Below are 25259 nucleotides of genomic sequence, written 5' to 3'. Positions count from 1 at the left end.
ACCCCCCACCTCATAGCTCGCCTCCCTGTGCCGGACATGATTGCGGCTCCGGCAGGTTCAACGGGGTCTTGATGGGATAATTGGGATGGCCGAAGCCGTAGCAGGACGTGGTGACCTGGATTTCGTCGCAGGGGAGAAAGTGCACAGTGACCCCGCAGGTTTTCTGATTGCTGTAATCAGGAACCGAGACAGAGCGACTTCGCTGACGGCTTTGAGCTCTTATCTTCGATGCCCATTCGTCATATGCCTCAGAATTGTGGAAGCCAGGGAAACCATCGGGATAGGCAATGCCTCTCTCCCAATCAACCCGCACCGTCATTCCAGGCACCCACTGGGTCGGCAGACTGATATGCCCCCCTCCGCCCCCTTGCCAAGGCCCGATAACATCCAGCCCCGAATGCCCATCGACCGAAAAATGGTTGATCGCCCAATGGGTATGATTGATCCCCATGATCCGGGCCTGAGCGCTCCCTGCCGCGGCAATACCCGCCAGGCCAGCGAGCGTCAGCACAAGCGCCTTCGCCCGACGCCTGATAATCCCCCGCTTCATACCTTGCCTCCCTGTTTCGGACATGATTGTGGCTCCGGCAGGTTCAACGGGGTCTTGATGGGATAGTTGGGATGGCCGAAGCCGTAGCAGGACGTGGTGACCTGGATTTCGTCGCAAGGAAGAAAGTGAATTGTGATTCCGCAGAGCTCCCGGCTGGTGTATTCGGGAACAAGCACGTCCTTGGTGTGCTGACGCCGCGCGGCAACCACTTTGTCTCTCCAGGCGTCGTATTTGCTCTCATCCGCGAACCCAGGAAACTCGTCGGCCAGGTCGCTCATCCCGCTCACCCCGGTCTCCCAATCCACACGCACCGTTAACCCTGACCGCCATTTGGACGGCAAGCTGTAGTGCCCACCCCCTCCAAGCTGCCAAGGCCCAATGATGTCCAATCCCGATCGCCCATCGACACTGAACCAGTTGATTGCCCAATGGGTGTGGTTGACCCCCTCGATGATTCCGGCCTCGGCGGTACCGCTTGCAGTTCCTCCCACCAGCCCTGCAACCATAAGAGCAAGCACACTCTCCCTGTAGCGCAAAGTCCCCCGCCTCATACCTTGCCCCCCTTGGCAGCATCCGCTTTGCCAACCTGCATGCGCTCAAGAAGGAACGCGTGATACCGATCCTCCGCAAACACCCCAGCCTCGCTTGCTTCAAGCACCGCCCGATAACACGCCTGGAACCGCTGTTCGGCACTCCAGCCCTCCGTCAGCGCAGTGGGTATGTCGTCCAGGGCCGCCATGGCATCGGCGGCACAACACAACACATCGACCTGGCGGTCGCTGAGCTCGCACGGCGGCGGGTTGTCCAGGTTGCCGGGCGCCATCGCCGTGCCCATCAGGAGCCGGGGTATGCCGTCGCGGTCCAGCCAGCTCCAGCGCAGTGCCGGAGCCAGCAACACTTGCTGCTGTTCAGGCGCCAGGACATGGCTGAACAGCAGCGGGAACAGGCGCGGGTCGTAATAGCGCAGCAGCCCCGAACCACCACCGTTGCAGGCTTCCAGGCACTGCCCGAGGTAGTGGCCCAGGCGCCGTAACGGCCAGCGGGAAATCAGTGCCAGCAGCCGAGCTTCCCGGCCAAAGGCATCGATCAGCCCCTCCAGCCAGAAGCGCTGCGAGGGATCGGCCAGGTCGATGCGCACCAGCAGCGGCGACAGGTCGCCATGGGCTGACTCAGGCAATCCGTCGAACAACGCATGCCAAGGGATCGGCGGTGCCATCTGCTCGATGCCGGGGAACAGCGGCGGGTCGATATCGACCTGGTCGATGATGAAATTCACCTCGCGGCATTGCAGCTTCGCGCAGGCGCTGTCGAGCAGTGGCAGCCAGGTTTGGGCGATGCTTCCCGTCATGCTTGTGTCTCCCTTGTCGTGTAACCCACACCGAGCTTCCTGGCTTTTTCCAGGCACTCCCGGCACACCGCCCCCGGCAACTCCGAAGTCGGCAATATCGGCAACTCGAAACTCTCCCCCGCCGCCGGCCGCAGGCGATGCACGCCCTTGAGCTCCAGCAGCCCCGTGGACTGGATCAGCACCTCGCCCTCCGGCGTCAGGCGAATGCTCGCGCCGCCGCAGCCGAGGGTGATGCCGTTCTTGGCGATGATCTGCACATGCCCCTGCACCGACTGCACGTCGATATCGCGCTGGGCGATGAGCTTGAGCAGGTCGCCGTGGGATTCGATTTCCAGCGGGCCCTTGCCCGAGACCAGGCGCATGCCTTCCTGGCGGGCCAGCAGGGAGATGCTGTGCTCGGCCTGGGCAAACAGGCGCTGGGACGAGGCCAGGTTGAGTTCGCCCTGGGTCTGCACGTAGGCGGATTCACCGCATTGCAGAAGCAGGCTGGCCGGGGTGACCGCGGCGATGCCCTTGGGCGCGCTGAGGAGGATGGCCGGGTCCTGCAGGGCCGTGGCGCTGGTCTTGAGTTGCTCCAGGTCAGCGATGCCAGGTTGCAGGCTGTGGTGCTCGGCGCTGACCTTGCGCCAGTCGTTGACCTGGCGTTCGGCCTTGTCGAGCTGCTCGACGGCGGGGTCCATGGCGAGGACATCGCCCTGCGCCTTGGGTTGCGCATCGGCACTAATGAACACTCCCTTGCCCGCCCGTAGTGCGCCCCAGTGATCGGTACGCAGCTCATACCCTTCGCCGCGCTTCTGGCGCTTGTTGTCCACCAGATGCCCAAGGTTGAGCTGGCTCTTGCCGGCAAACTCGGTACTGAGCTTGACGTGCTCCTCACCCTCACGGTCGCCCATGCGCAGTTTGTTGTTGGCCGGCGTGCGCAGCACGTTGCGCTGATAGTTGTCGTCGTTGACGTGGTCCGGGTGCTTGCTGTCGTGCAGGGCATGGGCAATGTAGGGGCGGTCCGGGTCCCCCTGCTCGAAGGCGATCGCCACCTCGGTGCCGGCGATCAGCGGCAGGTGCAGGCCGTATTTTTCCCCGGCGTAGGGCCGCGCCAGGCGCAACCAGGCGCTTTCGAAACCGCGCTCGCGTTCGTCGCGGTCGAAGTGGAAACGCACCCGATAGCGGCCTTCCTGGTTGAGGTGGCCGTAGCGGTCATATTCCTTGCTGCTGCTGATCCGCGCAGGAATGGTCCCGGCAATGACCGGCTTGGGATGCAAGGCCGGTCGGAAGCCGACGAACTCGTCGAAGGGAATGCCCGTGAACGTGGCGGTAAACCCAATCCTTCGCCCGCCCTTGGTCGCCACGCTGTGGATCAGGACTTTCTTCGCGAAGTCCTGGGGGATGTCGCCTTCGGGCATCAGCAGGTGCGCCGGCATGAGGATCTGGCTGCTGCTGACGCCGGTCAGGCGGGTGCGCTGGTTCTGGTTGCGCTGGTGGGTGAGCCGGGCGTAGAAGTGCCCGGTCCCGGTGGCCGGGCCGGGAAGCTGGGAGCCCTTTACCCCCAGCTCGGTGTAGGGCATGGCGTATTCGTAGCGTTCGCCATGGGCGGTTTCGGTGGTGCCCGGGATTTCGGTCTGGTCATACAGGCCATGCGCCGCCTGGCGGGGGTCGTAGCTGCGGAAATACACGTCCTTTTCCACCACCTGGTGGTGGGTGGCGAGGTTCCAGAGGCTGTCGTGGCCGGAACTGTTCATGCCCTTGCCGGGTAGATAGGGCAACTGGATTTCGAGACCCTTGCGCAGCGGCACGTCGGCGCAATGCATGACATCGGTCAGGTGCCGGGAGTCGAAGCCGATGCGGTACCAGATGCCGACTTCCGCCAGCAGGCGCTGGACGAAGGCCAGGTCGCTCTCGCCGAACTGCATGACCTGCTCGCGCTTGGGGTATTCGCGGTCGAGGAGGAAGTCGATCTGGTGGGGGTACCAGCGGTGCCGTTGGATCAGGATCTGCTTGACGATTTCCGGCACGGACTGGTTTCGGTACAGGCGGTATTGCTTGCCCTGGCCAAGCAGGGCCAGGCGCGGTTCCAGGGTGATCTGGTAGTGCCCCTCCTCCAGCGAGCCGCCGGTGCGCTGGAAGGAGGTGATGAAGCCGAACAGCTCGCGCAAGGGTTCATGCTTGGGCGGCTGTTCTTCCCACGGGTATTTCTGTCGCGCCTCGCCGTAGATGGCGAAACGGGCGAAGCGCTTGAGCAGTTGATCCTTGTCCAGGTCCAGCGCCTTGGGCGCCTGCGGGTCAGGGCCGTGATAAATCGTGCCGGGCACATACCTGGGCTCGGCGCAGGTGAAGCGGATGGTGTAGCAGAACGGCTGGCTGAGGTGCTCCTCGCCGTCGAACGACAGCACATCAAGATGGGCGTCGAGGTCATTGACGTTCAGTTGGTAGGGATTACGAGTAACGGGCGAAGGGTAGCGGCTGACTATCTGTTCCATGCCAACTCCTGTTGTTTTCGGGATAGCCAACAGCAACGGCTTCAACCAGGTTGGGCCGGACCATTAACTGACTTACTTGAAGAAACAATTTCCTGCAGTTGCCCTGGAAAGCGCTGCAGGTCGAATCTCGTAACTTGGCTGTTGCAGAAATATGTTTCGAAAGTTCTCCGCCTCATTGGCAGCCATTGAGCGTCAGGCAGCCGGAACACGGGAGGCCGTGGAGTTATGGGCACTCTCGAATTAACGCGACAGATGGACGACAGAGAGGAGCAATTATTCGAGCGAGCATCTTTCCTGCGCGAAACAGTAAAGGATCTCAATACCTACTTCTACCGCTCAGGCGAGCGCTAGGAATATTCCACTAGTTAAAGGGAATATTCCTACAAGTCTCAGACTGAAACTTGTTCCAGCAAGTCCCGTTAGTTGCGATGGCAGCCGATGCTGACCTGCCCACAGAGGCCCGCAAGCCCCGGCCATTGCGAAATACCCCTCCAACCGCCCTCTTTTCCAGCCTTTGCCTCCCTCCTCACCCGTCTTTACTAAACCCTTACCCAAGGCTGACAAAGCGAGCCCCTCGGTACTGATAATCTTTTCCAACTAATTGCTTAGCTAAGCATCTTATTGCCCTCACTCGCTCCCTGCCGATGACCACTGAAGACCAAGACCTGCTGAATACCCGAACCCGTCAACTCGATGCCTATCGTTGGGCCTTGCTGCGGGAAAAGCACAACCTGCTCGGCTCGTTGCTGCGCACCCTGCGCGATACCGCCGCGGACCTGGCCCTGGGCATTGGCGCCCGGGCCCTGGCCGGCAAGGCCAGCAATGAGGGCGCTGAACGCATCCTGGTCCTGCACGGCTCACCCAAGCTGCTGGCGCAACGGCGCAAGAACGGCTTGATCAAGGCCCTGCGCCAGCGTGGACACCAGGTGGTCGAGGATGCCATCGAGCCGCTGGGCAGCGCCGTCCGGCACAAACGCCTGTATCGCCCGGCCCTGCGCGTGCCCCTGCGCTACTACGCCCATGCCGCCTATGCCGAATGGCTGGCCCGCCATCACAACCCGGGGCTGGTGCTCAACGAACGCCATGGCAGCCTGGTGATTCCGTTCCTGCGCCTGTCGCTGAACCACCAGGGCCGGCACCTGGCGCAACTGTCCCATGCCACCTCGGTCGACCCTTCCCGGCGCCTGAGCATGACCGACTACGACTACTACCTGCTGTTCGGCCAGAGTTCGCTGCAAGCCCTGCAACGCCGCGACCTGCGCTTCGGCAGTACCCGGGCGATCCTGGCCGGGTCGTACCTGGTCGACCAGCGCTACGCGATGCCGGCCCCGCAAGGCGAGCTGCGCGTGCTGGTCCTGGGCGTCGGCCCGGACAAGGAAGCCCGTCCCGGCTACGAGCGCACCTATGAACTGATCTGCGAGTGGGCCGCCCGTCATCCGCAGGTACCGGTGACCTTCAAGGCGCACCCGCGCAGCCGCATGCGGTTCTGGAAAGCCGCCGCCGCCAGTCTCGGCAATGTTCATCTGGCGGCGCCCGATGCCTCCCTGGCCGAAGCCCTGGCGCAGAGTTCGGTGGTGCTCAACATCATGTCCAACGCCGCCCTGGAGGCCAGCCTGGCCAATCGTGCAGTGGTCTATGTCAATGCCAGCGGCGAGGCCGATGTGCTGGAACAGGCGCGCTTTTTCGGCGCTTGCGTGAGTGACCTGGACAGTCTGGAAGAGCGCCTGGACTGGCTGCCCGCTCACTACCCGCAGGCCCTGAGCGGGGCCCGGGCCTTCGCCGAGTACCACCTGGCCCATGGGCTCCAGGGGCAGGACAAGACTGCCGAAGTGATCGACTGCCTGGTCCAGCGCCAAGCACTGCCAGCGACCGAATTGCACGAAACCCTCGGCGCAGCTACCCGCTCGCTGCCTTCGCGGAACACCCCATGATCGCCAAGAAGATTCACTACTGCTGGTTCGGCGGCAAGCCGCTGCCCTTGCTCGCTCGTCGCTGCCTGGCCTCCTGGGCCCGGCATCTGCCGGACTACGAGATCCTGCGCTGGGACGAGTCGAATATCGATGTCTATGCCCATCCGTTCACCGCAGCGGCGCATAACGCCGGACGCTACGCCTTCGTCGCCGACTACGTGCGCATGCAGGTGCTGGCCCGGGAAGGTGGCATCTACCTGGACACCGACGTCGAGGTGCTGGCGCCCTTCGCGCCGATGCTGGACAACCAGTTGTTCATTGGCCTGGAGTGGGACGCGCGCTTCGGCACCTCGGTGATCGGCGCCGTCCCGGGGCACTGGCTGCCCAAGGCCATGCTGGCCTGGTACGACCGGGTCCGCTTCGACACGGCACGCTTGTCCGAACTGGTGAACGTCAATGAAGTCAGCCGCCTGCTGCTGGTCAAGGGCTTTGCCGCCAGCCATCAGGAACAGGTGATCGGCTGGGACCGGGTGTACCCGGTCGGTGTGTTCGCCGATCCCCATCACCAGGCGCCGGACGGGGTCAGGCCGACGGCACGGCACCTGTATGCCGGCAGCTGGCGCAACCGCCCGCACAAAGGCCTGCTGAGCCGCGCCTGGCGCAGCCTGCGCAAGGCGCCGGGCAACCTCGGCCACGGTCTGCAGCTGTGTCGCTACCAGGCTGGGACCTGGGTCAGGCAGGCCCTCAAGGACAAGGGGAACACCCCATGAAGGCGGTATTTGCAGCCGGCAGCGATAACGTCGGCGATGAGCTCAACGAGTGGATCTGGCCGGCGCTGCTCGGCGATATCCAGCGCGACGGGGTGGCCCTGCTGGGCATCGGTACCCTGCTGAACGAAGCGTTTTGCCGTCGTCTGGAGTCGGCCGAACGCATCCTGGTACTGGGCAGCGGCGCAGGGTATGGCAAGCCGCCGACGCTCGACCCGCGCTGGCGCGTCCACGCCGTCCGTGGCCTGCGCACGGCCCGGGCCCTGGGCCTGGCCGACGACCGCGCGGTCGCCGACCCGGCCTATCTGCTGGCCAGCCTCGACTGGCGCAGCGCTCGCGCGCATGGCGAGGTGGTGGTGGTCCCGCACCATCGCTCCCTGCGCTACCTGGACTGGCAGCGGGTCTGTGCCGCCGCCGGACTGCGCTTCGTCTCGCCGCTGCTGCCCGCGGCCGACTTCATGCAGGCCATTGCCGGCGCCCGCCTGGTCCTCAGCGAAGCCATGCACGGTGCGATCCTCGCCGATGTCGCCCGGGTGCCCTGGCAGGGTTTCGGCTTCGGCGGCCAGTTCAACCAGGACAAGTGGCTGGACTGGGCGCAGATGTTCGACCTGAACCTGGACATCCGCCACCTGCCCGGTTTCTACGACCCCGCCCGTTTCAGCGAAGGCCGTCCGCTGCGCTACCACCTTGGCAAGGTGCTCAAGGTCAGCCTGAGCCGGGCCGGGCTTGGCCGGGAAAAATGGCAACGCATGACCCTGCCCTCCTTCCAGGTCGACCGGGCCGAGGCCGCCCTGGCCCGGCAACTGGGCGAACTGGCCGAACGGCCCGGCATGCTCAGCAGCGCCGCCCGGCTCCAGCTGCGCGTGACGCAGTTGTACCAGCGCATCGATGAGCTGCGCGCGGAGTTGCAGGCACCTCCAGGCAAACGCCTGCAAGGCGATGGCCTGGCGTTTCTCGCCAGGGCCTGAACGACACATCCACTTCGTTGACGGAATTTTCACTGTCGTCCGAATAGCGTGAGCCACCCGCCCATTCGGCGACAGCCAAAGGTTCAACGAGGTACCCGTGTCCGCGACTCCCGCCCCTGTTTCGAGAAAACCCCTGGCCTGGTCCGGCCTGCTCTGGCCGCTGCTGTTCTTCTGGTATTTCTCGGGTGTTACCCAGGCCCTGCTGTTCTTCAGCGGCACCACCGGTTTTTCCGGTTTTCGCGATGCCTTGTTCCTCAGTAGCCTGTGGCTGGTGCCGCTGCTGCTGATGCCGCACCTGGCGCGCAGTGCCAGCGCGGTCATTGGCGTGGTGCTGTGGGGGGCCTCGCTGGTCGGCCTGACCTACTTCGGCATCTATCGCCAGGAGTTCTCGCAGAGCGTGATCTTCGTCATGTTCGAATCGAACACGGCGGAAGCCGGCGAATACTTCAGCCAGTACTTCAACATCTGGCTGGCCTTTGCCCTGCTCCTCTACAGCCTGGTCGCGGTGCTGCTGTGGAAACGCATCCGTCCGTTCAGCCTGCCGCTGAAAACCCGGCTGCCGCTGGTGCTGTTGTTGCTGGCAGCGAACCTGGTCTACCCGTTCTACAAGCAGATGGTCACCCAGCAGCGCAACTTCGCCGATGCCCTGGAAAAGGTCGAGCAGCGCATGGAACCGGCGGTGCCCTGGCAGTTGCTGGTCGGCTACCGGCAATACCGCCAGCAACTGGACAACATGCAGGCGCTGCTGCAACAGAACGCCGCCCTGCCCCCGGTCAAGGGCCTGCTCGACAGCAGTGGCGACAGACCACGGACCCTGGTGCTGGTGCTGGGTGAGTCCACCACCCGCCAGCATATGCACCTGTATGGCTACAACCGTGACACCACGCCCAACCTGGATGCCCTGGCCGCCAGCGACAAGGGCCTGACGGTGTTCCGCAACGTGGTGTCGCCGCGCCCGTACACCATCGAAGTGATGCAGCAGATCCTGACGTTCGGTGACGAGCAGAACCCGGATCGCTTCCTCACCGACCCGTCGCTGATCAACCTGATGAAACAGGCGGGCTACAAGACCTTCTGGATCACCAACCAGCAGACCATGAGCAAGCGCAACACCATGCTCACCACCTTCTCCCAGCAGACGGACGAGCCGGTCTACCTGAACAACCAGCGCAACCAGAATGCCGCGCAATACGACGACGTGGTCTTTGCGCCGTTCGAAAAGGCCCTGCAGGACCCGGCGCCGAACAAGTTCATCATTGTCCATCTGCTCGGCACCCACATGGACTACGAATACCGCTACCCGCCCGAGTACCAGAAGTTCAACGACCGCCAGGGCGTCCCGGGCCAGTTGTCCAGCAGCCAGGTAGACACCTACAACGAGTATGACAATGCGGTGCTGTACAACGACTTCGTGGTGTCCGACCTGATCAAGCGCTACTCGGCGAGCACCCCCAACGGGTTTTTGCTGTACCTCTCCGACCATGGCGAGGATGTCTACAGCTCGGGTGCCCATGACCGGCTCGGGCGCAACGAAGCGGCGCCGACCCGGCCGATGTACACCATTCCGTTCATCCTCTGGACCTCACCGAGCTGGCAGGCCGCCCATCCCCGTGATCTTCAGGCGATGGCGAACAATGCCTACAGCAGCTCGCACCTGATCCACACCCTGTCGGACCTGGCAGGGCTGAGCTACGACCGCTTCGAGCCGGCGAAAAGCCTGGTCAGCACGCAGTTCGTCAAGGCGCCGCGCTGGATCGGCGATCCGTACGACAGGAATGGTCTGCATGAATTCGACCGCTTACCGCTGGATGGGGCGAGCGAAGCGCAGGCGACGGCGGGGAATCCATAAAAGCATCGCTGGCAAGCCAGCTCCCACAGGGTCCGCGTGCACCGCCGAACCTGTGGGAGCTGGCTTGCCAGCGATGAGGCCCTTGGCAACAACCTAGATCGCACATACCCCGGGGAGTCTCACCCTCACCCCAAAACCACCCCCAACCCGGTTGAAGCACTCCAGCCCGCCCCCCAACTGCCCCACCACCAGCGCCACGATCGCCAGCCCCAACCCGGCACCGCCCGGGTTGTTGGCGCTGTAGAAGCGATCACTCAGCCGCTCCAGTTGCGCCGCCTCCACCCCCGGCCCCTGATCCAGCACCTGCAACTCCAGCCCGCCCTCGCGCTGGCGCAATTCAACGGTGATCTCGCTCCCCGCCGGGCTGAACTGCAAGGCATTGCCCACCAGGTTCTGCAACATCACCGTCACCGCCGCAGGGTCGGCATACACATGGCATTCCCCCTGCTCATCCAGCACCAGGTCCACCTGCCGGCGCAGGGCCAGGGGCGTGAGCTGGGCCAGTTCCTCCCGGGCCAGGGCATCCAGGCGCACGCGCTGGCGGTTCTGGGTCAGGGGTTCCAGGCGAGCCATGGTCAGCAACTGGCTGGCCAGGCGAGTGGCCCGGGCCACGCCCTGTTCGAGAAAGGCCAGGGCCTCGTCACGTTCCTGTTCGTCACCGGCACGTCGCGCATTGCCGGCATGGATCGCCAGCACCGCCAGCGGCGTCCGCAACTCATGGGCGGCATCGGCGATAAATCGCCGCTCCCGCTCCAGCAGCCGGGTCATTTGCAACAGTTGATGGTTGAGCGCCTGGGCCATGGGCGCCAGCTCCGGTGGCAGCGTGTCCAGCGGTAACGCATCAAGGCTGTCCACCGGCCGCGCCCGCAGATGCCGGGCCATGCGCTGCAAGGGTTGCAGGCCCCAGCCCAGGAGCAGCCAGATGGCCGCCGCCAGCATTGGAATGCCGATCAGCGCCGGGGTCAGGGCCTGGTCGGCGATACGCTGGATCAGGTCCTGGCGCAGGTCGTCACGCTCGCCCACCCAGATCAGCAGCCCGCGCTGGCGGTCTTCGAGGAGCACGCCGCACCAGTCCTGACCCTCATACAGCAGGTCGTGAATACCGGAGGCCGGTGGCGCGTCGAGTAACGGCGCGTCCGCCGAGCGCATCAGCAGGCGGCCGTCGCTGCGCCAGACCTGGAAGGCCAGGTTGATCTCGTAGGGGTGGCTGAGGATATCGGCAGCGGACAGGTCCATGGCCTGTTCCAGCGCCGTGCGCACCTGCTGCCAGTCCTTGTCCTCGGGCATTTCCCGGAACAGCCCCTGCAGCACCCGCGCCGCCTGCACCAGTTGGGCGTCGTAGACATTCTCGATGTCCCGGTGGTTGTCACGCAGCACGCTGAGCACCAGGCCAAGGCTGCCCAGCAGCACCAGCAACAGGGTGGGCAAGAGGATGCGGGTGCGGATCGCCGTCATGGGGTGTCCTCGATCAGGTAACCGACCCCGCGCACGGTGCGGATCAGGCCGCTGTCAAGCTTGCGCCGCAGGTTGTGGATCAGCACTTCGAGGGTGTTGCCGGGGCCGCTTTCCTGCCAGCCGTAGAGCACGTCCGCCAGGCGTTCGCGGGTCAGCACCGTACCCGGGCGGGCCAGTAGCTGGTGGAGCAGCTGGAACTCCATCGGGGTCAGGCTCACCGGCTGGTCGCGATAGCGCACTTCGAAGCGTGCCGGATCGAGGCTGACCCCGGCATGCTCCAGCAACGGCTGGGCCCGCCCCTGGCTGCGGCGCAGCAAGGCGCGGATGCGGGCCTTGAGCTCATCCACATCGAACGGCTTGACCAGGTAATCGTCGGCGCCGGCATCCAGGCCTTCGATGCGGTCGCGGGTGGCGTCCCGGGCGGTCAGCACCAGCACCGGCACCCGGGCCTCGGGATCGGCGCGCAGGGTGCGCAGCAGCTGCAAGCCGTCACGACGCGGCAAGCCGAGATCGAGCAGCACCAGGTCGAAGGTTTCCACGCCCAGGGCGCGCTCTGCCTCCAGGCCATCGGCCAGCCAGTCGAGGGTATAGCCCTCGCCGCGCAGGGCGGTGCGAATGCCCTGGGCCAGGGCCTGATCATCTTCTACCAACAGTACGCGCATGGGCCGGCTTCTCCGTTCAAGGGCGCCATCATGGGCCCTGCGGGAAGGCTTTCACCGGGGAAAATGTAACCAGTAATGACTCGCTAAGCTGGCATTAAGACTGGCAGCGCATCGTGCGATTCCCTTATCCCGATCGGAGTCGATCCCCATGCGTACCCTCCTCGCCCTCGCCCTGCTGCTGGGCAGCTCCAGCGTGTTCGCCGCCACCGAATGCACCACCGCCGACAAGAGCACCTGGCAGGACCCCGACAAGTTCCAGGCCCAGCTCAAGGAGCAGGGCTACAAGATCAACAAGTTCAAGGTGACCAAGGGCAACTGCTACGAGATCTACGGTTTCGACAAGGACGGCCGCAAGGTCGAGATCTACCATGACCCGGTCAGCGGCAAGGCGGTCAAGACCGAGGTCGAAGGCTGATGCAGCCGGTCATGGTGCAGCTGTGGGACCCGCTGCTGCGCCTCTGTCACCTGTCGTTCGCCACGGTGTTCATCGCCAACTACTTCTTCAACGAAGAAGGCGGCGACTGGCACCAGTGGCTCGGCTACTACGCCGTCGGCTGCCTGGTGCTGCGGGTGTTCTGGGGCTTCGTCGGGCCGCGCAGTGCGCGCTGGACGGATTTCTGGCCGACGCCCTCGCGCCTCGCCCGCCATGCCCGCGCCCTGTGGCGCCGCGAGCCGTACCACCGCCTTGGCCATTCGCCCATCGGTGCACTGGTGATGGTGCTGATGCTGGCCTGCATCGGCGGCCTCGCCCTGACCGGCTGGCTGGCCGAGGAAGTGGACGCGCTGTGGGGCGCCGACTGGCCGATGGACCTGCACGCCTTGCTCGCCGACGCCCTGCTGGCCCTCGTCTGCCTGCATGTGCTCGCCGCGGTGGTGGAAAGCCTGCGCCTGCGCGAGAACCTGCCCTTGTCGATGCTTACCGGACGCCGCCGTCGGCGCATGCCTTCCTGATCGCGAGACCCTTCCATGCTGATGTCCCTGACCCTGCGGCCGCGTTCCGAGCGTGGCGCCGCCTGGTTGCGCCTGTGCGCCCTGGCCAGCCTGAGCTGCCTGTTGCTGCTGGCCGATGATTTTCTCCAACAACTGTTTACCGGCAACAACCGCGCCGAGCTGGAGGCGGGCTGGGTCGCGGGGCTCTGGGTGTTCTGCGTGGCCCTGTGGCTGTGCAACCTGCGAGCCGTGGTCGTGGCGATCCTAGGTGTGTTCGCCGGCATGCAACTGCTGCAACTGGGCAATATCAGCTTCTTTGGCGAACCGCTGAGCGCCATCGATATCCGCGGCCTGCTGCACGAACCCGGCGAAGTGGCGCAGACCGCCCGGCACAGCCTGGGCCAGCACTGGAGCGCAGCGCTCAGCGTCCTGCTGCCGTATTCGCTGCTGATCGCCCTGCACTGGCGCTTGCCCGGGCGGATGGAACTGCCGGCCAGCCGCTGGGCCCTGGTACTGATTGCCGTGGTACTGCTGGCCAAGCCGTATCGGGCCACCTACCGCAATCTCGACGCCTTCACCCCCGGGCCGACCCGCAGTGGCCTGCACAACAGCCTCAATGCCTTTTCCGCCTGGGCCGTGCGCCTGGCCTTCAAGAACGAGACCACATTGCCCACGGCGCCCTTTGCGCCGTATCGGCTCAGCGCCATCCCCAGCACGGCGAAGCACGTCTGGCTGGTGGTGGCCGACTCCCTGCGCAGCGAGCGCATGGGCGTCTACGGCTACGACCGGCAGACCACCCCGCGCCTGCAACGTTACCTGGCCGGCCACCCGGATGCCCTCGTGCGGCCGGGCGTTTCGGCGGGCGTGGCCACCGACGTCAGCCTGCCGTACCTGCTCAACCCGATCCGCGAGCCGGGCCAGGACCATCTGCTGCGTGAAGGCCAGGTCAACCTGTTCCGCTTCGCCCGTGAAGCCGGCATGCGCACCCACTGGATCTCCTCCCAGGAATCCCGGCTGCTGGCCCACCTGGGCAGTCGCTACCTGGACGTGTCGATCACCCGCGAGGATCATCCGCTGCGCTTTCTGCAGAACCAGGACCATGCCCTGCTGGATATCCTCGACCAGCAGCGTTTCGGCCAACGCAATTTCGTCGTGCTCAACCTGCGCACGGCGCACCTGCCCTATGCGCAGAACTATGTGCATCAGGACGGTGACCGGCCATGGCCGGACCAGGGCCCGCAGGGCCAGGCCAATGCCTACGACAACTCGATTCACTACCTCGACGGGTTGCTGGAGGAAGTCATCGCCCGTTTCGACCGGCTTGAGGGCGAACGCTACCTGGTGATCACCGGGGATCATGGCCAGCGCCTGGGCGAGGATGGCAAATGGGGGCACAACGACCTGGTGCCGGAGGTGAGTGATGTGCCGGTGATCGTGCTCAGCCGCGAGGCGCCGCGCCAGGCCATGGAGGCGCTGGTGCCGGAGCGCTGGATCAGTCACTACGAGATCGGCAAATGGCTGGCGGCGCGGCTGGGGACGCGGATCGACAACCCGAACCTGCGCAAGGACGAGCATTTCGTGCATGGGAAGCTGTTGTTCAGCGACAACTTCATCCAGCCGGTGTGCGAGACGGACCGGGGGTTGGTGCATCTGCAGCCGGTGCAGTTGAGTGAGTGGCTGGGGGTTGGTCGGGCGCGAGGGTGCGAGGCCAAGTTCTGAGGGTGACTGTTCCGGCCTCATCGCTGGCAAGCCAGCTCCCACAGGGTTCCGAGTCGCTGCAGAAGCCTGTGGCTTTCATGTGCCCGGTTCCTGTTGTAGTGTTTCCAGTACATAAAGTGTTACAGGCAACAAGGACTCTCCGTGGCCGCCCTGATCCAAGCCAGACAACTCAGCCGGACCGCCGCCACTGGCGCTCCCACCCTACTCGCCGCCACCGACTTCACCCTGCACAGCGGCGACCGCGTGACCATCATCGGCGCCTCGGGCTCGGGCAAGAGCGTGTTCCTGCGCGCCCTGGCACTGCTCGACCCGCCTGACAGCGGCGAGGTGATCTGGCAGGGAGCGCCGGTGAGCGCCCAGCAGATTACCCGCTATCGTGCCAGCGTCTGCTACCTGGCCCAGCGTCCGGCGATGGTGGATGGCACGGTGCGCGACAACCTCGGATTGCCCTTTACCCTGAAAGCCCAGCGCCAACGCCACTTCGGTGCCCAGGTCGCCGGAGCGCTGCTGGCCCAGGCCGGCAAGCCCGCCAGCTTTCTCGACAAATCCGCCGCCGACCTGTCCGGTGGCGAGGCACAGATCGTGGCGCTGATCCGGGTGCTGCAACTCAAGCCCGAGGTGATGCTGTTCGACGAACCCACTGCCGCTCTCGACCCGCAATCCGCAGCGGCGGTCGAGCGCCTGGTGCTCGAATGGTCCACGGCGCAGCGTGGCTTCATCTGGGTCACCCATGATCCCGAACAGGCCCGGCGCATGGGCAACCGGCACCTGAGCATGGAGCAAGGGGCATTACAGCCGTGAACTACCAAAGCCTGTCCTACCTCGACCTGGCCCTCGCCTCGGCGCTGATTCTCGTCAATGGCGTACTCTCGATACTCCTGCGCCTGCAATTGGAGCGGCAACTGCTGCTGGCCGGCATCCGCACCGTGGTCCAGCTCCTGGCGATCGGCTACGTGCTTGGTTGGGTGTTCCAGCACGCCTGGTGGTATGTGGTGCTGCCGTTGATGTGCGGCATGACCCTGATCGCCGGCATCTCCGCCAGCGGCCGTGGCGAGCGGCGCTATCGCGGGTTGCTGACCGACAGCGTGGTATCGGTGTGGCTGAGTTCATGGCTGGTCACCGCCATCGGCTTGTTCGTCATCCTGCGGGTCCGGCCGTGGTACGAGCCGCAATATGCCATTCCGATTCTCGGCATGATCCTCGGCAACAGCCTGACGGCGGTGTCCCTGGGCATGGAGCGCATGACCCGCGAGCTCAGCGCGCAGCGTGGGCAGATCGAGATGCTCCTGGCCCTCGGCGCCACCCGCTGGGAGGCTGCGCGCGGAGCTGCCGCGCAGGCGGTACGGGCCGGGATGATGCCGACGCTGAACCAGATGAGCGTGGTGGGGATCGTCAGCCTGCCGGGGATGATGACCGGGCAGATTCTGGCCGGGCAACGTCCGGACGAGGCGGTGCGCTATCAGATCGTGATCATGTTCCTGATTGCCGCGTCGTCGGCGCTGGGGACGGTGTGTGCGGTGTTGCTGGCATTCGGGCGGCTGTTTTCGCCGGGGCATCAGTTCCTCGCGGACAGATTGCAGCGGTCATAGGGAATGCCTGAAGGTCGCCAGGTTTCCCTCATGTTTTTTTGACGATTTTTTGCCAATCAACCGCTTAGGGTGGCATTCCCGGTCATGAGAGGAAGCCGTCCCGATGAAGCCCTATTTCCCCTATCCGCTGTGCGACGAGATTCTCAGCCAGGCTGCCGAATGGTGCCTGCGTCTTCAGGAGACTGCCTGCACCGCGGCCCAGCGCGAGGCGTTCGCGTTGTGGGTGCAGGCGGATCCCAGGCATGCGTTCGAGTATGCGCGGGTGCTGGAGACCTGGGAGCTGAGCAATGCGCTGCCGAAGCCGGCGTTGCCGGTGAAGCTGGACTGACTCCGACGATGTCTTTCGAGGCGCGGAGCACATTCGTACTCCGCGCCCATATCAATGCCGCTCCTTCTCTTCTACCTCAGCCAGGCGTCGCTCGATCTCCCTGGTCTGCTCCTCTGTTTCCTTGATCGACGTCGGTGTGATCACCTTGTCCACCGCCTCGGTGTCCGGATCCGGCTGTTCCAGTACCGGGTCAGGTGAAGGCTCGCCTTTTTGCGCGTCTTCGGAAGACAGCGGCTGCGGCGTCTTGTCGGCCGGTTTGCGGTCGTCGTGGTTCATGGCCTTCTCCTGATCAGGGCTGGATGTACTGCAGAAGAGTCATGCGCACACGAGAAAGTTTGATCGGATCGCTTGCCGGTTCGGCTCAGTGGACGGCTCGAAGCAATCCTTGTGGGCGCGTAATCTCGGCTAAAAAAATGTTGCATATAGCAACGAAACTCTGCCGATTTCCGGCTTTCTTGTAGGCAACTTCCCAAGCATACTTCTGCGCCCCATAACGCATTGCGCTCGTGGAAATGGCCCCCTAGTCTTCGGCGGTCGCTGCCAAATCAGCGATCAGGTCTGGTCACTTGGCGGTACCACGGCGCACATGCGCACCATCCGTTCAGCGGGCGTTTTTCCATGCCTGTCGATACGAGTTATGGCGGCTGTGCGCGGAGCGCCTTCGTGCGCCCCGGGGTCCGTGGTCCCGGTTGACCAGTCCGCGTACAGTCGCCAGCCCTCTCGTCAAGAAATGGCAACTGCATCTTACTCATTAGCTCAATGGAAGACGCTGTATTCAAACCCACACATTTGATCCGCGCAAACTCCTAGGCGTTACCGTCAAACACTTCCTTCCAGATATAAGACACCCAGAAAATTCATGTAGGAATTTTCTGAATTTTTAACCGAGCGACTCAACCAGCGAACTTTATCATTAAGCTAACGCCGACCCTTCTCAAAAAAAACTGCAGAGAAACAAGTTCTTGTCAAAAAAATTGAAAATCACAGTGGCTGTGTCAATCGTCGTCCTGAGCGGAATTTCGGCAGCCCTTATTCAAAAAAGCGCCAGACACCAGCTTCCAGAATCATCACTACCTGAAATCGATATAGGCCTGATTTACCCACTTAACATTACTTCATCCGACATGCCTAGCACTGCAGATAATGGATATCCAGACGGGTTTCAGCGAGATTTCCGGATACACCTCCAAGCAGGCAAAACTCTGATGTTTGAGGGAGCGGTGGGTTGGCAAAATTTCAGTACCACCCTCTATGATGAGGAACGTAATCAGCTCGGTGAAATGAACTGTGCTTACAATGCCCGTTGCAGGTTCTTTGCCGAGGTCGCCAAGGATGGGTGGGGTATTCTCCGCATCAAAGGGGTTGACATTCAGGAGGGGGAGCGAGCTTCTCTGGAAATTAGGCCTGTCATCGGTAGCTATTCGCTGGGTACTCCGACGAGTAAAATCGGAATACTAAAGCCAACGACAATTCATGAGATCAGTCTAGATACCCTTTACAACGGAAAGATGGAAAACTCAGCCCCCCCCGTTTTTTGGTCTGGCGAAGGTGCACTGAAGGACTATAGAGTTAACTTGCCAGAAGGAAAAATCGTGCAAATTGTAGCCAGCTCAGAAGATGTTGATCTCGCCACAATTGTTTACTCGGAGACGGGAAAGAGATTGAGCTTTGGATACAACAGGGAAAACAGCAATACCTCCTGTGTGAACTTCAAAGCCCCCAAAGATGGCGCCTACACACTACGTATACGAATGCGCGAAAGCAAGCACCACGGCACAGCTTCAGCCTCCTTCACCCTTAAAATCTCCGAGCTTGCAACCAATGATCAGCCTACATATTCAGTACACTGCAGCCGAGAGGCTACTTAAGACGCACGCTCGGTCATCTGCACAACCGGCATTTTCAAATGCTGGCTGCTCAGTGTTATGGCGGCTGTGCGCGGAGCGCCATCGTGCGCGCTGGGTTTCTCGAGTCCCGGTTGGACCAGTCCGCGTACAGTCGCCTCCCTTCGTCTGTCCACGAAGACGGCGGCTTCATTACTCGAGGAGTCGCATGATGAATAAACTTGTTCCCGATCCCCCTTCTACTCCCCGCCTCACCGCCCATACCAACTTCGCCACCTGCCGAGGCACCCACGCCCCTGTCTTCAGCGTGAACCCCGGCACCACCCTGGACGACGTCCTCGTCCACCTCTCCATGTCCCTCGCCGCCGCCACCGAAAGCAACCTGCAAGCCTGTCACATAGCGGCCGAGCCGCTGCAGCGGGTGACCTGGGCGACCCAGAGTTCGCTGGAGATCTGCAAGGCGCTGATGGAGCCGCTGCTCCGACACGGTCGAGGTGGGAGCGGATTCATCCGCGATCGGCGGCGGAGCCGTCGTAAAGCCTGAGTCCCGAGTTTGCCTGACACAACGGGGACTCAGGTTTTATGGCCGCTTCGCGCCCAATCGCGGCGGTCCGGCGCTCCGGTGAATCCGCTCCCACACTGACCGCGCCGCTCATCGCTGGCACACAGGGTCAGCGGTGCACGCGGTCACTGTGGGAGCTGGCTTGCCAGCGATGAAGCCCGCCCAGACAACCTCGATCACCGCATCTTCTGCGTATGCCGCTCCTTCATCTCCTGCCGCTCCTTGGCCTCCACCGACAACGACGCCGTCGGCCTTAGCAACAAGCGCTTCAAACCAATCGCCTCCCCCGTCTCCTCGCACCAGCCATATTCCCCACGGGCCAGCCGCTCCAGCGCCTCGTCGATCTTGTCCAGCAGCTTCTTCTCCCGCTCCAGCACCCGCAGCTGCCATTGCCGGGCTTCCTCGGTGCTGCCGATATCGGCAGGGTCGGAGTTGACTTCATGGCTCTTGAGCGACTCGAACTCCTCGGAGATCCGCTCCTGCAAGCCCTGCCGTTCGCTCAACAGCAGGGTGTGGAAGTACGCCAGTTGGCCGGCATTCATGTAGGCCTCTTCAGGCTGTTGCAGCAGTTCTTCTTCGGTCATGTTCATTTCCTGAAACTCAGCGGTAATCCTTGGCAACCCTCGACCAGCCGCCCCTGGTGCCAGGCCAGTTGCCCGGACACCAGGGTACTGCTGACCCGGTGGCGAAATGCGTGGTGCTGGAACGGTGTCCACTGGCAGTGCGACAGCAGCGGGTCGAGCGCTACCGGCCTGGCTTGCGCCAGCTTTTCCACCAGCACCAGGTCGGCCCAGTAGCCCTCGCGGACATAACCACGCTCGTGGATGCCGAACAGCTCGGCCACGGCATGGCTGGTCTTCTGCACCAACCGGGTCAACGGCAGCACGCCGTCGGCCACCAGTTCCAGCAGCGCCGGCAAGGCGTGCTGAACCAGGGGCAGGCCCGAGGGCGCCTGGGCATAGGGGCGGGATTTTTCTTCGAGTGTGTGTGGCGCATGGTCGGTGCCGATCACGTCAAGACGGTCGCACAGCAGCGCCTGGCGCAAGGCATCACGGTCGGCGCGGCTCTTGATCGCCGGGTTGCATTTGATCAGGTTGCCCAGGGTCGCGTAGTCGCGGTCGTCGAACAGCAGGTGGTGGGCGCAGACCTCGGCAGTGATGCGCTTGCCCGCCAGCGGTCCCGGCTCGAACAGCGCTAGCTCGCGGGCCGTGGTCAGGTGCAGGACGTGCAGGCGGGTGTTGAATTGCTTCGCTAGTTCCACCGCCAGCGACGAGGAGCGATAGCAGGCCTCGGCATTGCGGATCACCGGGTGCAGTTCCGGGCCGATGGCGTCTCCATAAAGCTCGCGCAGACCCGCCTCGTTGGCGAGGATCGACGGCGTGTGCTCGCAATGGGCCAGGAGGATGGTGGGCACACAGGCGAACAGCCGCTCCAGCACCTCCGGGTCGTCGACCAGCATGTCACCGGTGGACGCGCCCATGAACACCTTGACCCCGGCCACCTGCCGCGGATCGAGCGCGGCGACCACATCGAGGTTGTCCTTGCTGACCCCGAAGTGGAACGCGAAGTTGACCACCGAACCGCGCGCCGCCCGCTGTTTCTTGTCCGCCAGGGCCTCCAGCGACAGGGTCGCCGGGTGGGTGTTGGGCATGTCCATGAAGCTGGTGATGCCACCCGCCACTGCCGCCCGCGACTCGCTATGGATGCTGCCCTTGTGCGGCGCACCGGGTTCACGGAAATGCACCTGGTCGTCGATCATCCCCGGTAGCAACCATTGACCCCGGGCATCGATTTCCACCTCGGCGGACTGCCCGCTGATAAGGCCGGCGATCTTTTCGATACGGCCGTGGGCCACCAGGATATCGGCACAAAAGGTGCTGCCTTCGTTCACTACGTTGGCATTGCGGATCAGGATTCGGCTCATGATGCAGATCGGGTCTCGGGCGCAAAATGTTATGTTATAACACTTGCCATGCAGCAACGTCGAGGTGCCCCGGCAAACCACAAACCCGCCGCCAAAGGCCATTAAAGATTCCTTCACCCAGACGGCGGCATTCCTCATCTACGCTCAGCTCACCTCTCGCCCGGAAATCCGCCCATGGATATGGACTGGCATCAAGCCTTGCAGGAGAGCCTGCGCTGGCTCGCCCTGACCACCCTGATCAGTATCGCTGGCCTGGCACTCGCCACCCGGCTGGCCATCCGCTTCACCCGCTGGGGCCAGCAGTTCTGGCAGATCGCCGGACCGTACCTGAGCCCGAAACACAGCTGGCGCCCGCTGCTGGCCTTCGCCCTGCTGCTGGTGCTGACCCTGTTCGCCGTGCGCATGAACGTGCTGTTTTCGTTCTGGTACAACGGTTTCTACAGCGCCCTGCAGGCCCTGGACCAGACGGCGTTCTGGTATCTGCTCGGGGTTTTCGCGGTGCTGGCGGCCATCCATGTAATGCGCGCGCTGTTCACCTACTACGTGACCCAGGCTTTCAACATCCGCTGGCGCACCTGGCTGACCGAACGCCTGACCACCGACTGGATGGCGGGCGATGCCTATTACCGCAGCCAGTTCCTCGAACACCCGGTGGACAACCCGGACCAGCGTATCGAGCTGGATGTGAATGCCTTTGTCACCGGCTCGGTCAGCCTGTGCCTGGGGGCGATCGGCGCGCTGGTCTCACTGGTGGCCTTTACCGGGATTCTCTGGGGCTTGTCGGCGCCGCTGACCGTGGCCGGGGTCGAGGTGCCCAGGGCGATGGTGTTCGCCGTGTACATCTATGTGCTGATCGCCACCTGGATCGCCTTCAAGCTGGGTAAACCGCTGATCCGCCTGAACTTCCTGAATGAACAACTCACCGCGAACTTCCGTTATGCGCTGATGCGCCTGCGCGAGTACGCGGAGAACGTGGCCTTCTACCAGGGCTCGCGGATCGAGCGCGACACCCTGCTGGGCCGCTTCTCGGCCTTGATCCGCAACGTTTGGGCGATGGTCTACCGGAGCCTGAAGTTCGACGGTTTCAACCTTGCGGTCAGCCAGGTGGCGGTGGTGTTCCCTTTCATTCTCCAGGCTCCGCGTTTCTTCAGCGGGGCGATCAAGCTCGGGGATGTGATGCAGACGTCCCAAGCCTTCGGCCAGGTGCAGGATTCACTGTCGTTCTTCCGTGAGTCCTATGACACCTTCGCCCAGTACCGGGCGACTCTCGATCGTCTGACCGGCTTCATGGACGCCAACCAGCAGGCCCGGGAGCTGCCGCGGGTGGAGCGCATCGAGGAGGCCTCGGAACTGGACATCCAGGGCATGCAGGTCTCGCGGCCGGATGGCCAGAAGCTGCTGGGCGATCTGGACCTGCGACTGGTGCCGGGGCAATCGCTGCTGATCAAGGGGCCGTCGGGTTGCGGCAAGACCACCCTGCTGCGCGCCATAGCCGGGCTGTGGCCCTATGCCGAGGGCAAGGTGCGTTGTCCGGGTGGCGAGTCGGCGTTGTTTCTCTCGCAGCGGCCGTATCTGCCGCTGGGGATGTTGCGCACGGCGGTGGCGTATCCGGCGGTGGGTCTGCCGGGTGATGACGAGCGCCTGGCCCAGGCCCTGCGCGAGGTGAACCTCGGGCATCTGGCGGACAAGCTGGACCTGAGCAATGACTGGGGGCGGATCCTGTCGATCGGCGAACAGCAGCGCCTGGCATTTGCCCGGGTGCTGGTGAACCAGCCGAAGATCGTGTTCCTCGACGAGTCCACTTCGGCGATGGATGAAGGGCTGGAGCACGCGCTGTACGGGCTGCTGTGTGAGCGGATGCAGGGCAGCATCCTGGTGAGTGTCGGGCATCGGGCGACGTTGGCGGGGTTCCATAGCCATCATCTGATGCTGGATGGGAAAGGTGGGTGGGAGGTGGCTGAAAACTGAGGAGCACATTCGTACTCTTCAGTGTTCTTCAGGGGCCTCATCGCTGGCAAGCCAGCTCCCACAGGGACCGCGTAACCTGTGGGAGCTGGCTTGCCAGCGATGAGGCCCTCAAGCCCTACCCCGGCTGCCGCAGCCACTCGATAAAACAGGCAAACAACTCCGACTGCGAGTTGATCTCCAGCTTCAGGTACAGGTTCTTCCTGTGCATGCGCACCGTCTCCGGCGAGATCCCCAGCTCGATGGCCGTGGATTTCACCGAGTGCCCGCGCAGGATCATATGGGCCACTTCCCGCTCCCGGTCGGTCAGCACCTGGCAACCGAAGCTGTCGAACGCCGCCTGCAACCCGCCCTGCTCCATGCCCGCGCCGGCCGCTGCCAAGCCGTGCCGGCGCAGCAGTTCGCGCACCATGGGTTCGACGGCCCGCAGCAGATCCAGTTGCGCCGCATTCAGCCGGCTGCCGCTGCAGCCCTGGAACAGGCTCAGCGACACCTTGCGGTCCTCACCCAGGTCGGCAATGAAATAGCTGTCTTCACTGCACCCGGTGGCCAGGTAGTAGGTCTTGTAGTAGTCGCTGTCGAAGAAGTGGTCCGGGGCGATTTCGGCCAGGTGATAGAAGCCTTCGGCAAGACCGTTCTCCACCGCCAGGCAGAACGGATCGAGCAGATACCCCGCCGCGAAATAGCGCTGCAGCACGGCATCCCGATGCTGCTCGGGAATGCCCTGCTGGTACAGCAGTTGCGGCGCCCGGCCACGGCATTCGAGGCTGATCATCATCGATTCCACCGAGACCAGCTCGCCGATGGCCAGCGCCAGGTGCGCCAGGGCATCGGCGCTTTCGCTGTGCAGGAAGGCCACCCGCAGCGCGTCGTGCCAGCGCTGCAGGGTGCCGAAGGACAGGGTGACGGGAGTATCGGGAGAGGCCTGGGTCATGCCCGGCAGTCTAGCCTGCCGGGCCTTGTCGCGAACAGCTCCGCGCAGGCTGCTCATAGGCCGTGGTACAGGCCTTCGGCGCGCAGCTCGGCGGCGGTGTCGAGGATGCACTGGCGCAGGATCCCGACGATCTCGTCGACCTGGGCATGGGTGATCACCAGGGGCGGCGACATCACGTTCAGGTGCATGATCGGCCGCACCAGCAAGCCCCGGGCCTGGGCCTTGCGGTGGATACGCTCGCCGATGTTCACCGCATCGTCGAACAGCGCCTTGCTGGTCTTGTCCGCCACGAACTCGACGCAGGCCATCAGCTTCATGCAGCGCACATCTCCCACCAGCGGCAGCTCGCGCAGCGTGTCCAGGCGCTGCTCCAGGTAGCCGCCAACGTCCTGGACATGGGCCAGCAGGTTTTCCCGCTCGATGATCTCGATGTTCTTCAGCGCCGCCGTGCAGCACACCGGATGGCCGCTGTAGGTGAAGCCGTGGGTGAAGCAACGGCCCTTGCCCGGCTCGGCGATGACCTTCCAGATACGGTCGGAGAAGATGCACGCGCCCAGCGGCAGGTAGGCCGAGGTCAGGCCCTTGGCGGTGGTGATGATGTCCGGCTGCACGCCGAACAGCTCCTCGCTGGCGAAGAAGGTGCCGAGGCGGCCGAAGGACGTCACCACTTCATCGGCGACGAAGAGGATGTCGTAGGTCTGGCACAGCTCCCACATGCGCTTGAAATAACCCTGCGGCGGAATGATCACCCCGCCCGAGCCCATGATCGGCTCGGCGAAGAAGGCCGCCACCTTGTCCGGGCCCAGGGAATGGATCTTGTCCTCGAACTCGGCCACCAGGAAGTCGAGGAATTCCGCCTCGTCCATATCGTCCGGGGCGCGGTACGGGTTGGGGTTGGAGACGTGGTGGATCAGCTCGTTGAAGTAGTCGAACTCCGGCACCCGGTCGGCCGCCTTGTTGCCGATCGACATGGTCAGGGTGGTGGAGCCGTGGTAGGCGTTGTAGCGGGCGATGATGTGCTTCTTCTCCGGCTTGCCGCGGCAGTTCTGGTAGTACTGGATCAGGCGGTAGGCGGTATCCACCGCGGTGGAGCCACCGGTGGTGAGGAACACATGGTCGAGGTCGCCCGGGGCCAGTTGCGCGAGCTTCTGGCACAGGTTGATGGCGACATCGTTGGCCATGTCCGAGAACGGGTTGGAATAGGCCAGGCGACGGACCTGGTCGGCGATCGCCAGGGCCATTTCCTCGCGACCCAGGCCGATATTGGTGCACCACATGCCGCCGACGGCATCGAGGAAGCGATTGCCCTCGGTGTCGCGGATGTAGGCGCCCTCCCCGGCGACGATATTCAGCGCACCCTGTTCGGCGTGTTCGTCGAACATATGGTAGCCGTGCATGTAGTGGGCCTTGTCGGCTTCCACCAGGGGATCGCGGGCGAACGCGGGGACTGCTTTGCTGGGCATGCTCATGGGGCAGCTCCT

24 protein-coding genes are annotated in these 25259 nt (G+C 63.7%); 13 read left to right on the top strand and 11 right to left on the bottom strand.

The features are described from left to right. Window positions 1-10 precede the first annotated feature (10 nt). Genes tli1a (AC2CQI_RS05550) through AC2CQI_RS05535 form a run of 4 tightly spaced genes read right to left on the bottom strand, consistent with a single transcriptional unit; the run spans window position 11 to window position 4372 of the window. Window positions 11-550: a Tli1a family immunity protein gene (gene tli1a, locus AC2CQI_RS05550; RefSeq protein WP_484579451.1), complete on the bottom strand. Its 540-nt coding sequence runs from the start codon at window positions 548-550 to the stop codon at window positions 11-13. Then, window positions 547-1101, bottom strand: a complete 555-nt coding sequence (gene tli1a / locus AC2CQI_RS05545) for a Tli1a family immunity protein (RefSeq protein ID WP_484579450.1) — start codon at window positions 1099-1101, stop codon at window positions 547-549. The genes tli1a (AC2CQI_RS05550) and tli1a (AC2CQI_RS05545) overlap by 4 nt, the downstream gene beginning before the upstream one ends. Beyond that, entirely contained in the window at window positions 1098-1898 is an 801-nt protein-coding gene (tla1, locus tag AC2CQI_RS05540; protein ID WP_484579449.1) for a toxin Tle1 chaperone Tla1, read from the bottom strand. The genes tli1a (AC2CQI_RS05545) and tla1 overlap by 4 nt, the downstream gene beginning before the upstream one ends. Next, on the bottom strand, window positions 1895-4372 hold the full coding sequence (locus tag AC2CQI_RS05535) for a type VI secretion system Vgr family protein (RefSeq protein ID WP_484579448.1): 2478 nt from the start codon (window positions 4370-4372) through the stop codon (window positions 1895-1897). The genes tla1 and AC2CQI_RS05535 overlap by 4 nt, the downstream gene beginning before the upstream one ends. Window positions 4373-5016: 644 nt before the next feature. Here AC2CQI_RS05535 and AC2CQI_RS05530 point away from each other — a divergent pair. From AC2CQI_RS05530 to AC2CQI_RS05515, 4 genes are all read left to right on the top strand, one after another. Then, window positions 5017-6303 (top strand): glycosyltransferase family protein, encoded by a 1287-nt coding sequence (locus AC2CQI_RS05530; protein ID WP_484579447.1) that lies wholly within the window; start codon window positions 5017-5019, stop codon window positions 6301-6303. After that, window positions 6300-7052 (top strand): glycosyltransferase family 32 protein, encoded by a 753-nt coding sequence (locus AC2CQI_RS05525; RefSeq protein ID WP_484579446.1) that lies wholly within the window; start codon window positions 6300-6302, stop codon window positions 7050-7052. The genes AC2CQI_RS05530 and AC2CQI_RS05525 overlap by 4 nt, the downstream gene beginning before the upstream one ends. Further along, window positions 7049-8017, top strand: coding sequence for a polysaccharide pyruvyl transferase family protein (locus tag AC2CQI_RS05520; RefSeq protein WP_484579445.1), 969 nt, complete (start codon window positions 7049-7051; stop codon window positions 8015-8017). Before AC2CQI_RS05525 ends, AC2CQI_RS05520 begins: the two co-directional genes overlap by 4 nt. 97 nt (window positions 8018-8114) lie before the next feature. Then, window positions 8115-9866, top strand: a complete 1752-nt coding sequence (locus tag AC2CQI_RS05515) for a phosphoethanolamine transferase CptA (protein ID WP_484579444.1) — start codon at window positions 8115-8117, stop codon at window positions 9864-9866. Window positions 9867-9959: 93 nt separating this feature from the next. On the opposite strand, the gene AC2CQI_RS05510 is transcribed toward AC2CQI_RS05515, so the two are convergent. Together AC2CQI_RS05510 and AC2CQI_RS05505 are read right to left on the bottom strand one after the other, a co-directional pair. Further along, window positions 9960-11321: an ATP-binding protein gene (locus AC2CQI_RS05510; protein WP_484579443.1), complete on the bottom strand. Its 1362-nt coding sequence runs from the start codon at window positions 11319-11321 to the stop codon at window positions 9960-9962. Beyond that, a complete protein-coding gene (locus AC2CQI_RS05505; RefSeq protein ID WP_075805626.1) occupies window positions 11318-11983 on the bottom strand; it encodes a response regulator in 666 nt (221 codons plus the stop codon). The genes AC2CQI_RS05510 and AC2CQI_RS05505 overlap by 4 nt, the downstream gene beginning before the upstream one ends. 148 nt (window positions 11984-12131) lie before the next feature. On the opposite strand from AC2CQI_RS05505, the gene AC2CQI_RS05500 reads away from it, so the two are divergent. The 6 genes from AC2CQI_RS05500 to AC2CQI_RS05475 all read left to right on the top strand — a co-directional run bounded on the left by AC2CQI_RS05500 (window position 12132) and on the right by AC2CQI_RS05475 (window position 16549). After that, window positions 12132-12398, top strand: coding sequence for a PepSY domain-containing protein (locus tag AC2CQI_RS05500; protein WP_075805627.1), 267 nt, complete (start codon window positions 12132-12134; stop codon window positions 12396-12398). Then, window positions 12398-12934: a cytochrome b/b6 domain-containing protein gene (locus AC2CQI_RS05495; RefSeq protein ID WP_484579442.1), complete on the top strand. Its 537-nt coding sequence runs from the start codon at window positions 12398-12400 to the stop codon at window positions 12932-12934. The genes AC2CQI_RS05500 and AC2CQI_RS05495 overlap by 1 nt, the downstream gene beginning before the upstream one ends. A 15-nt stretch (window positions 12935-12949) precedes the next feature. Then, entirely contained in the window at window positions 12950-14632 is a 1683-nt protein-coding gene (locus AC2CQI_RS05490; RefSeq protein ID WP_484579441.1) for a phosphoethanolamine transferase, read from the top strand. Between the two features lie 141 nt (window positions 14633-14773). Beyond that, window positions 14774-15433, top strand: coding sequence for an ABC transporter ATP-binding protein (locus AC2CQI_RS05485; RefSeq protein WP_484579440.1), 660 nt, complete (start codon window positions 14774-14776; stop codon window positions 15431-15433). Continuing rightward, the gene (locus AC2CQI_RS05480) at window positions 15430-16221 is read left to right on the top strand and encodes an ABC transporter permease (RefSeq protein ID WP_075805631.1); all 792 of its coding nucleotides are present in this window, start codon (window positions 15430-15432) and stop codon (window positions 16219-16221) included. Before AC2CQI_RS05485 ends, AC2CQI_RS05480 begins: the two co-directional genes overlap by 4 nt. Before the next feature lie 103 nt (window positions 16222-16324). Then, complete coding sequence (locus AC2CQI_RS05475) at window positions 16325-16549, top strand: FecR/PupR family sigma factor regulator (protein WP_075805632.1); 225 nt, start codon at window positions 16325-16327, stop codon at window positions 16547-16549. A 51-nt stretch (window positions 16550-16600) separates the two neighbouring features. On the opposite strand, the gene AC2CQI_RS05470 is transcribed toward AC2CQI_RS05475, so the two are convergent. Continuing rightward, the gene (locus AC2CQI_RS05470; RefSeq protein WP_484579439.1) at window positions 16601-16825 is read right to left on the bottom strand and encodes a hypothetical protein; all 225 of its coding nucleotides are present in this window, start codon (window positions 16823-16825) and stop codon (window positions 16601-16603) included. A 686-nt stretch (window positions 16826-17511) separates the two neighbouring features. Between AC2CQI_RS05470 and AC2CQI_RS05465 the strand changes: the two genes are divergently transcribed. Both AC2CQI_RS05465 and AC2CQI_RS05460 read left to right on the top strand, forming a co-directional pair. Beyond that, entirely contained in the window at window positions 17512-18417 is a 906-nt protein-coding gene (locus AC2CQI_RS05465; RefSeq protein ID WP_484579438.1) for a PPC domain-containing protein, read from the top strand. Window positions 18418-18604: 187 nt separating this feature from the next. After that, entirely contained in the window at window positions 18605-18937 is a 333-nt protein-coding gene (locus AC2CQI_RS05460; protein ID WP_484579437.1) for a hypothetical protein, read from the top strand. Between the two features lie 194 nt (window positions 18938-19131). Here the strand turns inward: AC2CQI_RS05460 and dksA are convergent, their stop codons facing one another. Further along, a complete protein-coding gene (gene dksA, locus AC2CQI_RS05455) occupies window positions 19132-19539 on the bottom strand; it encodes an RNA polymerase-binding protein DksA (protein WP_075805635.1) in 408 nt (135 codons plus the stop codon). Between the two features lie 2 nt (window positions 19540-19541). After that, entirely contained in the window at window positions 19542-20879 is a 1338-nt protein-coding gene (locus tag AC2CQI_RS05450; RefSeq protein ID WP_484579436.1) for a dihydroorotase, read from the bottom strand. 174 nt (window positions 20880-21053) lie between these two features. Here AC2CQI_RS05450 and AC2CQI_RS05445 point away from each other — a divergent pair, with 174 nt between their 5' ends. After that, window positions 21054-22847 (top strand): ABC transporter ATP-binding protein/permease, encoded by a 1794-nt coding sequence (locus AC2CQI_RS05445; RefSeq protein ID WP_484579435.1) that lies wholly within the window; start codon window positions 21054-21056, stop codon window positions 22845-22847. A gap of 115 nt (window positions 22848-22962) precedes the next feature. Here the strand turns inward: AC2CQI_RS05445 and AC2CQI_RS05440 are convergent, their stop codons facing one another. Both AC2CQI_RS05440 and AC2CQI_RS05435 read right to left on the bottom strand, forming a co-directional pair. Next, a complete protein-coding gene (locus AC2CQI_RS05440; protein WP_484579434.1) occupies window positions 22963-23778 on the bottom strand; it encodes a helix-turn-helix transcriptional regulator in 816 nt (271 codons plus the stop codon). Window positions 23779-23831: 53 nt separating this feature from the next. Continuing rightward, complete coding sequence (locus tag AC2CQI_RS05435; RefSeq protein ID WP_484579433.1) at window positions 23832-25247, bottom strand: aminotransferase; 1416 nt, start codon at window positions 25245-25247, stop codon at window positions 23832-23834. Window positions 25248-25259 lie beyond the last annotated feature (12 nt).

This window comes from Pseudomonas sp. P2S-1, from assembly GCF_057197725.1.
Note: the sequence above shows the minus strand (reverse complement) of the source record. Positions and strands in the feature narration are given on the sequence as shown.

Excerpts from the sequence above, each read along its gene's own strand:
- AC2CQI_RS05460 (WP_484579437.1), top strand. The coding sequence starts at position 18,605 with ATGAATAAACTTGTTCCCGATCCCCCTTCTACTCCCCGCCTCACCGCC.
- dksA (WP_075805635.1), bottom strand. The coding sequence starts at position 19,539 with ATGACCGAAGAAGAACTGCTGCAACAGCCTGAAGAGGCCTACATGAAT.
- AC2CQI_RS05490 (WP_484579441.1), top strand. The coding sequence starts at position 12,950 with ATGCTGATGTCCCTGACCCTGCGGCCGCGTTCCGAGCGTGGCGCCGCC.
- AC2CQI_RS05520 (WP_484579445.1), top strand. The coding sequence starts at position 7,049 with ATGAAGGCGGTATTTGCAGCCGGCAGCGATAACGTCGGCGATGAGCTC.
- AC2CQI_RS05525 (WP_484579446.1), top strand. The coding sequence starts at position 6,300 with ATGATCGCCAAGAAGATTCACTACTGCTGGTTCGGCGGCAAGCCGCTG.
- AC2CQI_RS05530 (WP_484579447.1), top strand. The coding sequence starts at position 5,017 with ATGACCACTGAAGACCAAGACCTGCTGAATACCCGAACCCGTCAACTC.
- AC2CQI_RS05495 (WP_484579442.1), top strand. The coding sequence starts at position 12,398 with ATGCAGCCGGTCATGGTGCAGCTGTGGGACCCGCTGCTGCGCCTCTGT.
- AC2CQI_RS05435 (WP_484579433.1), bottom strand. The coding sequence starts at position 25,247 with ATGAGCATGCCCAGCAAAGCAGTCCCCGCGTTCGCCCGCGATCCCCTG.
- AC2CQI_RS05470 (WP_484579439.1), bottom strand. The coding sequence starts at position 16,825 with ATGAACCACGACGACCGCAAACCGGCCGACAAGACGCCGCAGCCGCTG.
- AC2CQI_RS05510 (WP_484579443.1), bottom strand. The coding sequence starts at position 11,321 with ATGACGGCGATCCGCACCCGCATCCTCTTGCCCACCCTGTTGCTGGTG.
- tli1a (WP_484579451.1), bottom strand. The coding sequence starts at position 550 with ATGAAGCGGGGGATTATCAGGCGTCGGGCGAAGGCGCTTGTGCTGACG.
- AC2CQI_RS05505 (WP_075805626.1), bottom strand. The coding sequence starts at position 11,983 with ATGCGCGTACTGTTGGTAGAAGATGATCAGGCCCTGGCCCAGGGCATT.
- AC2CQI_RS05440 (WP_484579434.1), bottom strand. The coding sequence starts at position 23,778 with ATGACCCAGGCCTCTCCCGATACTCCCGTCACCCTGTCCTTCGGCACC.
- AC2CQI_RS05535 (WP_484579448.1), bottom strand. The coding sequence starts at position 4,372 with ATGGAACAGATAGTCAGCCGCTACCCTTCGCCCGTTACTCGTAATCCC.
- AC2CQI_RS05500 (WP_075805627.1), top strand. The coding sequence starts at position 12,132 with ATGCGTACCCTCCTCGCCCTCGCCCTGCTGCTGGGCAGCTCCAGCGTG.
- tli1a (WP_484579450.1), bottom strand. The coding sequence starts at position 1,101 with ATGAGGCGGGGGACTTTGCGCTACAGGGAGAGTGTGCTTGCTCTTATG.
- tla1 (WP_484579449.1), bottom strand. The coding sequence starts at position 1,898 with ATGACGGGAAGCATCGCCCAAACCTGGCTGCCACTGCTCGACAGCGCC.
- AC2CQI_RS05445 (WP_484579435.1), top strand. The coding sequence starts at position 21,054 with ATGGATATGGACTGGCATCAAGCCTTGCAGGAGAGCCTGCGCTGGCTC.
- AC2CQI_RS05450 (WP_484579436.1), bottom strand. The coding sequence starts at position 20,879 with ATGAGCCGAATCCTGATCCGCAATGCCAACGTAGTGAACGAAGGCAGC.
- AC2CQI_RS05475 (WP_075805632.1), top strand. The coding sequence starts at position 16,325 with ATGAAGCCCTATTTCCCCTATCCGCTGTGCGACGAGATTCTCAGCCAG.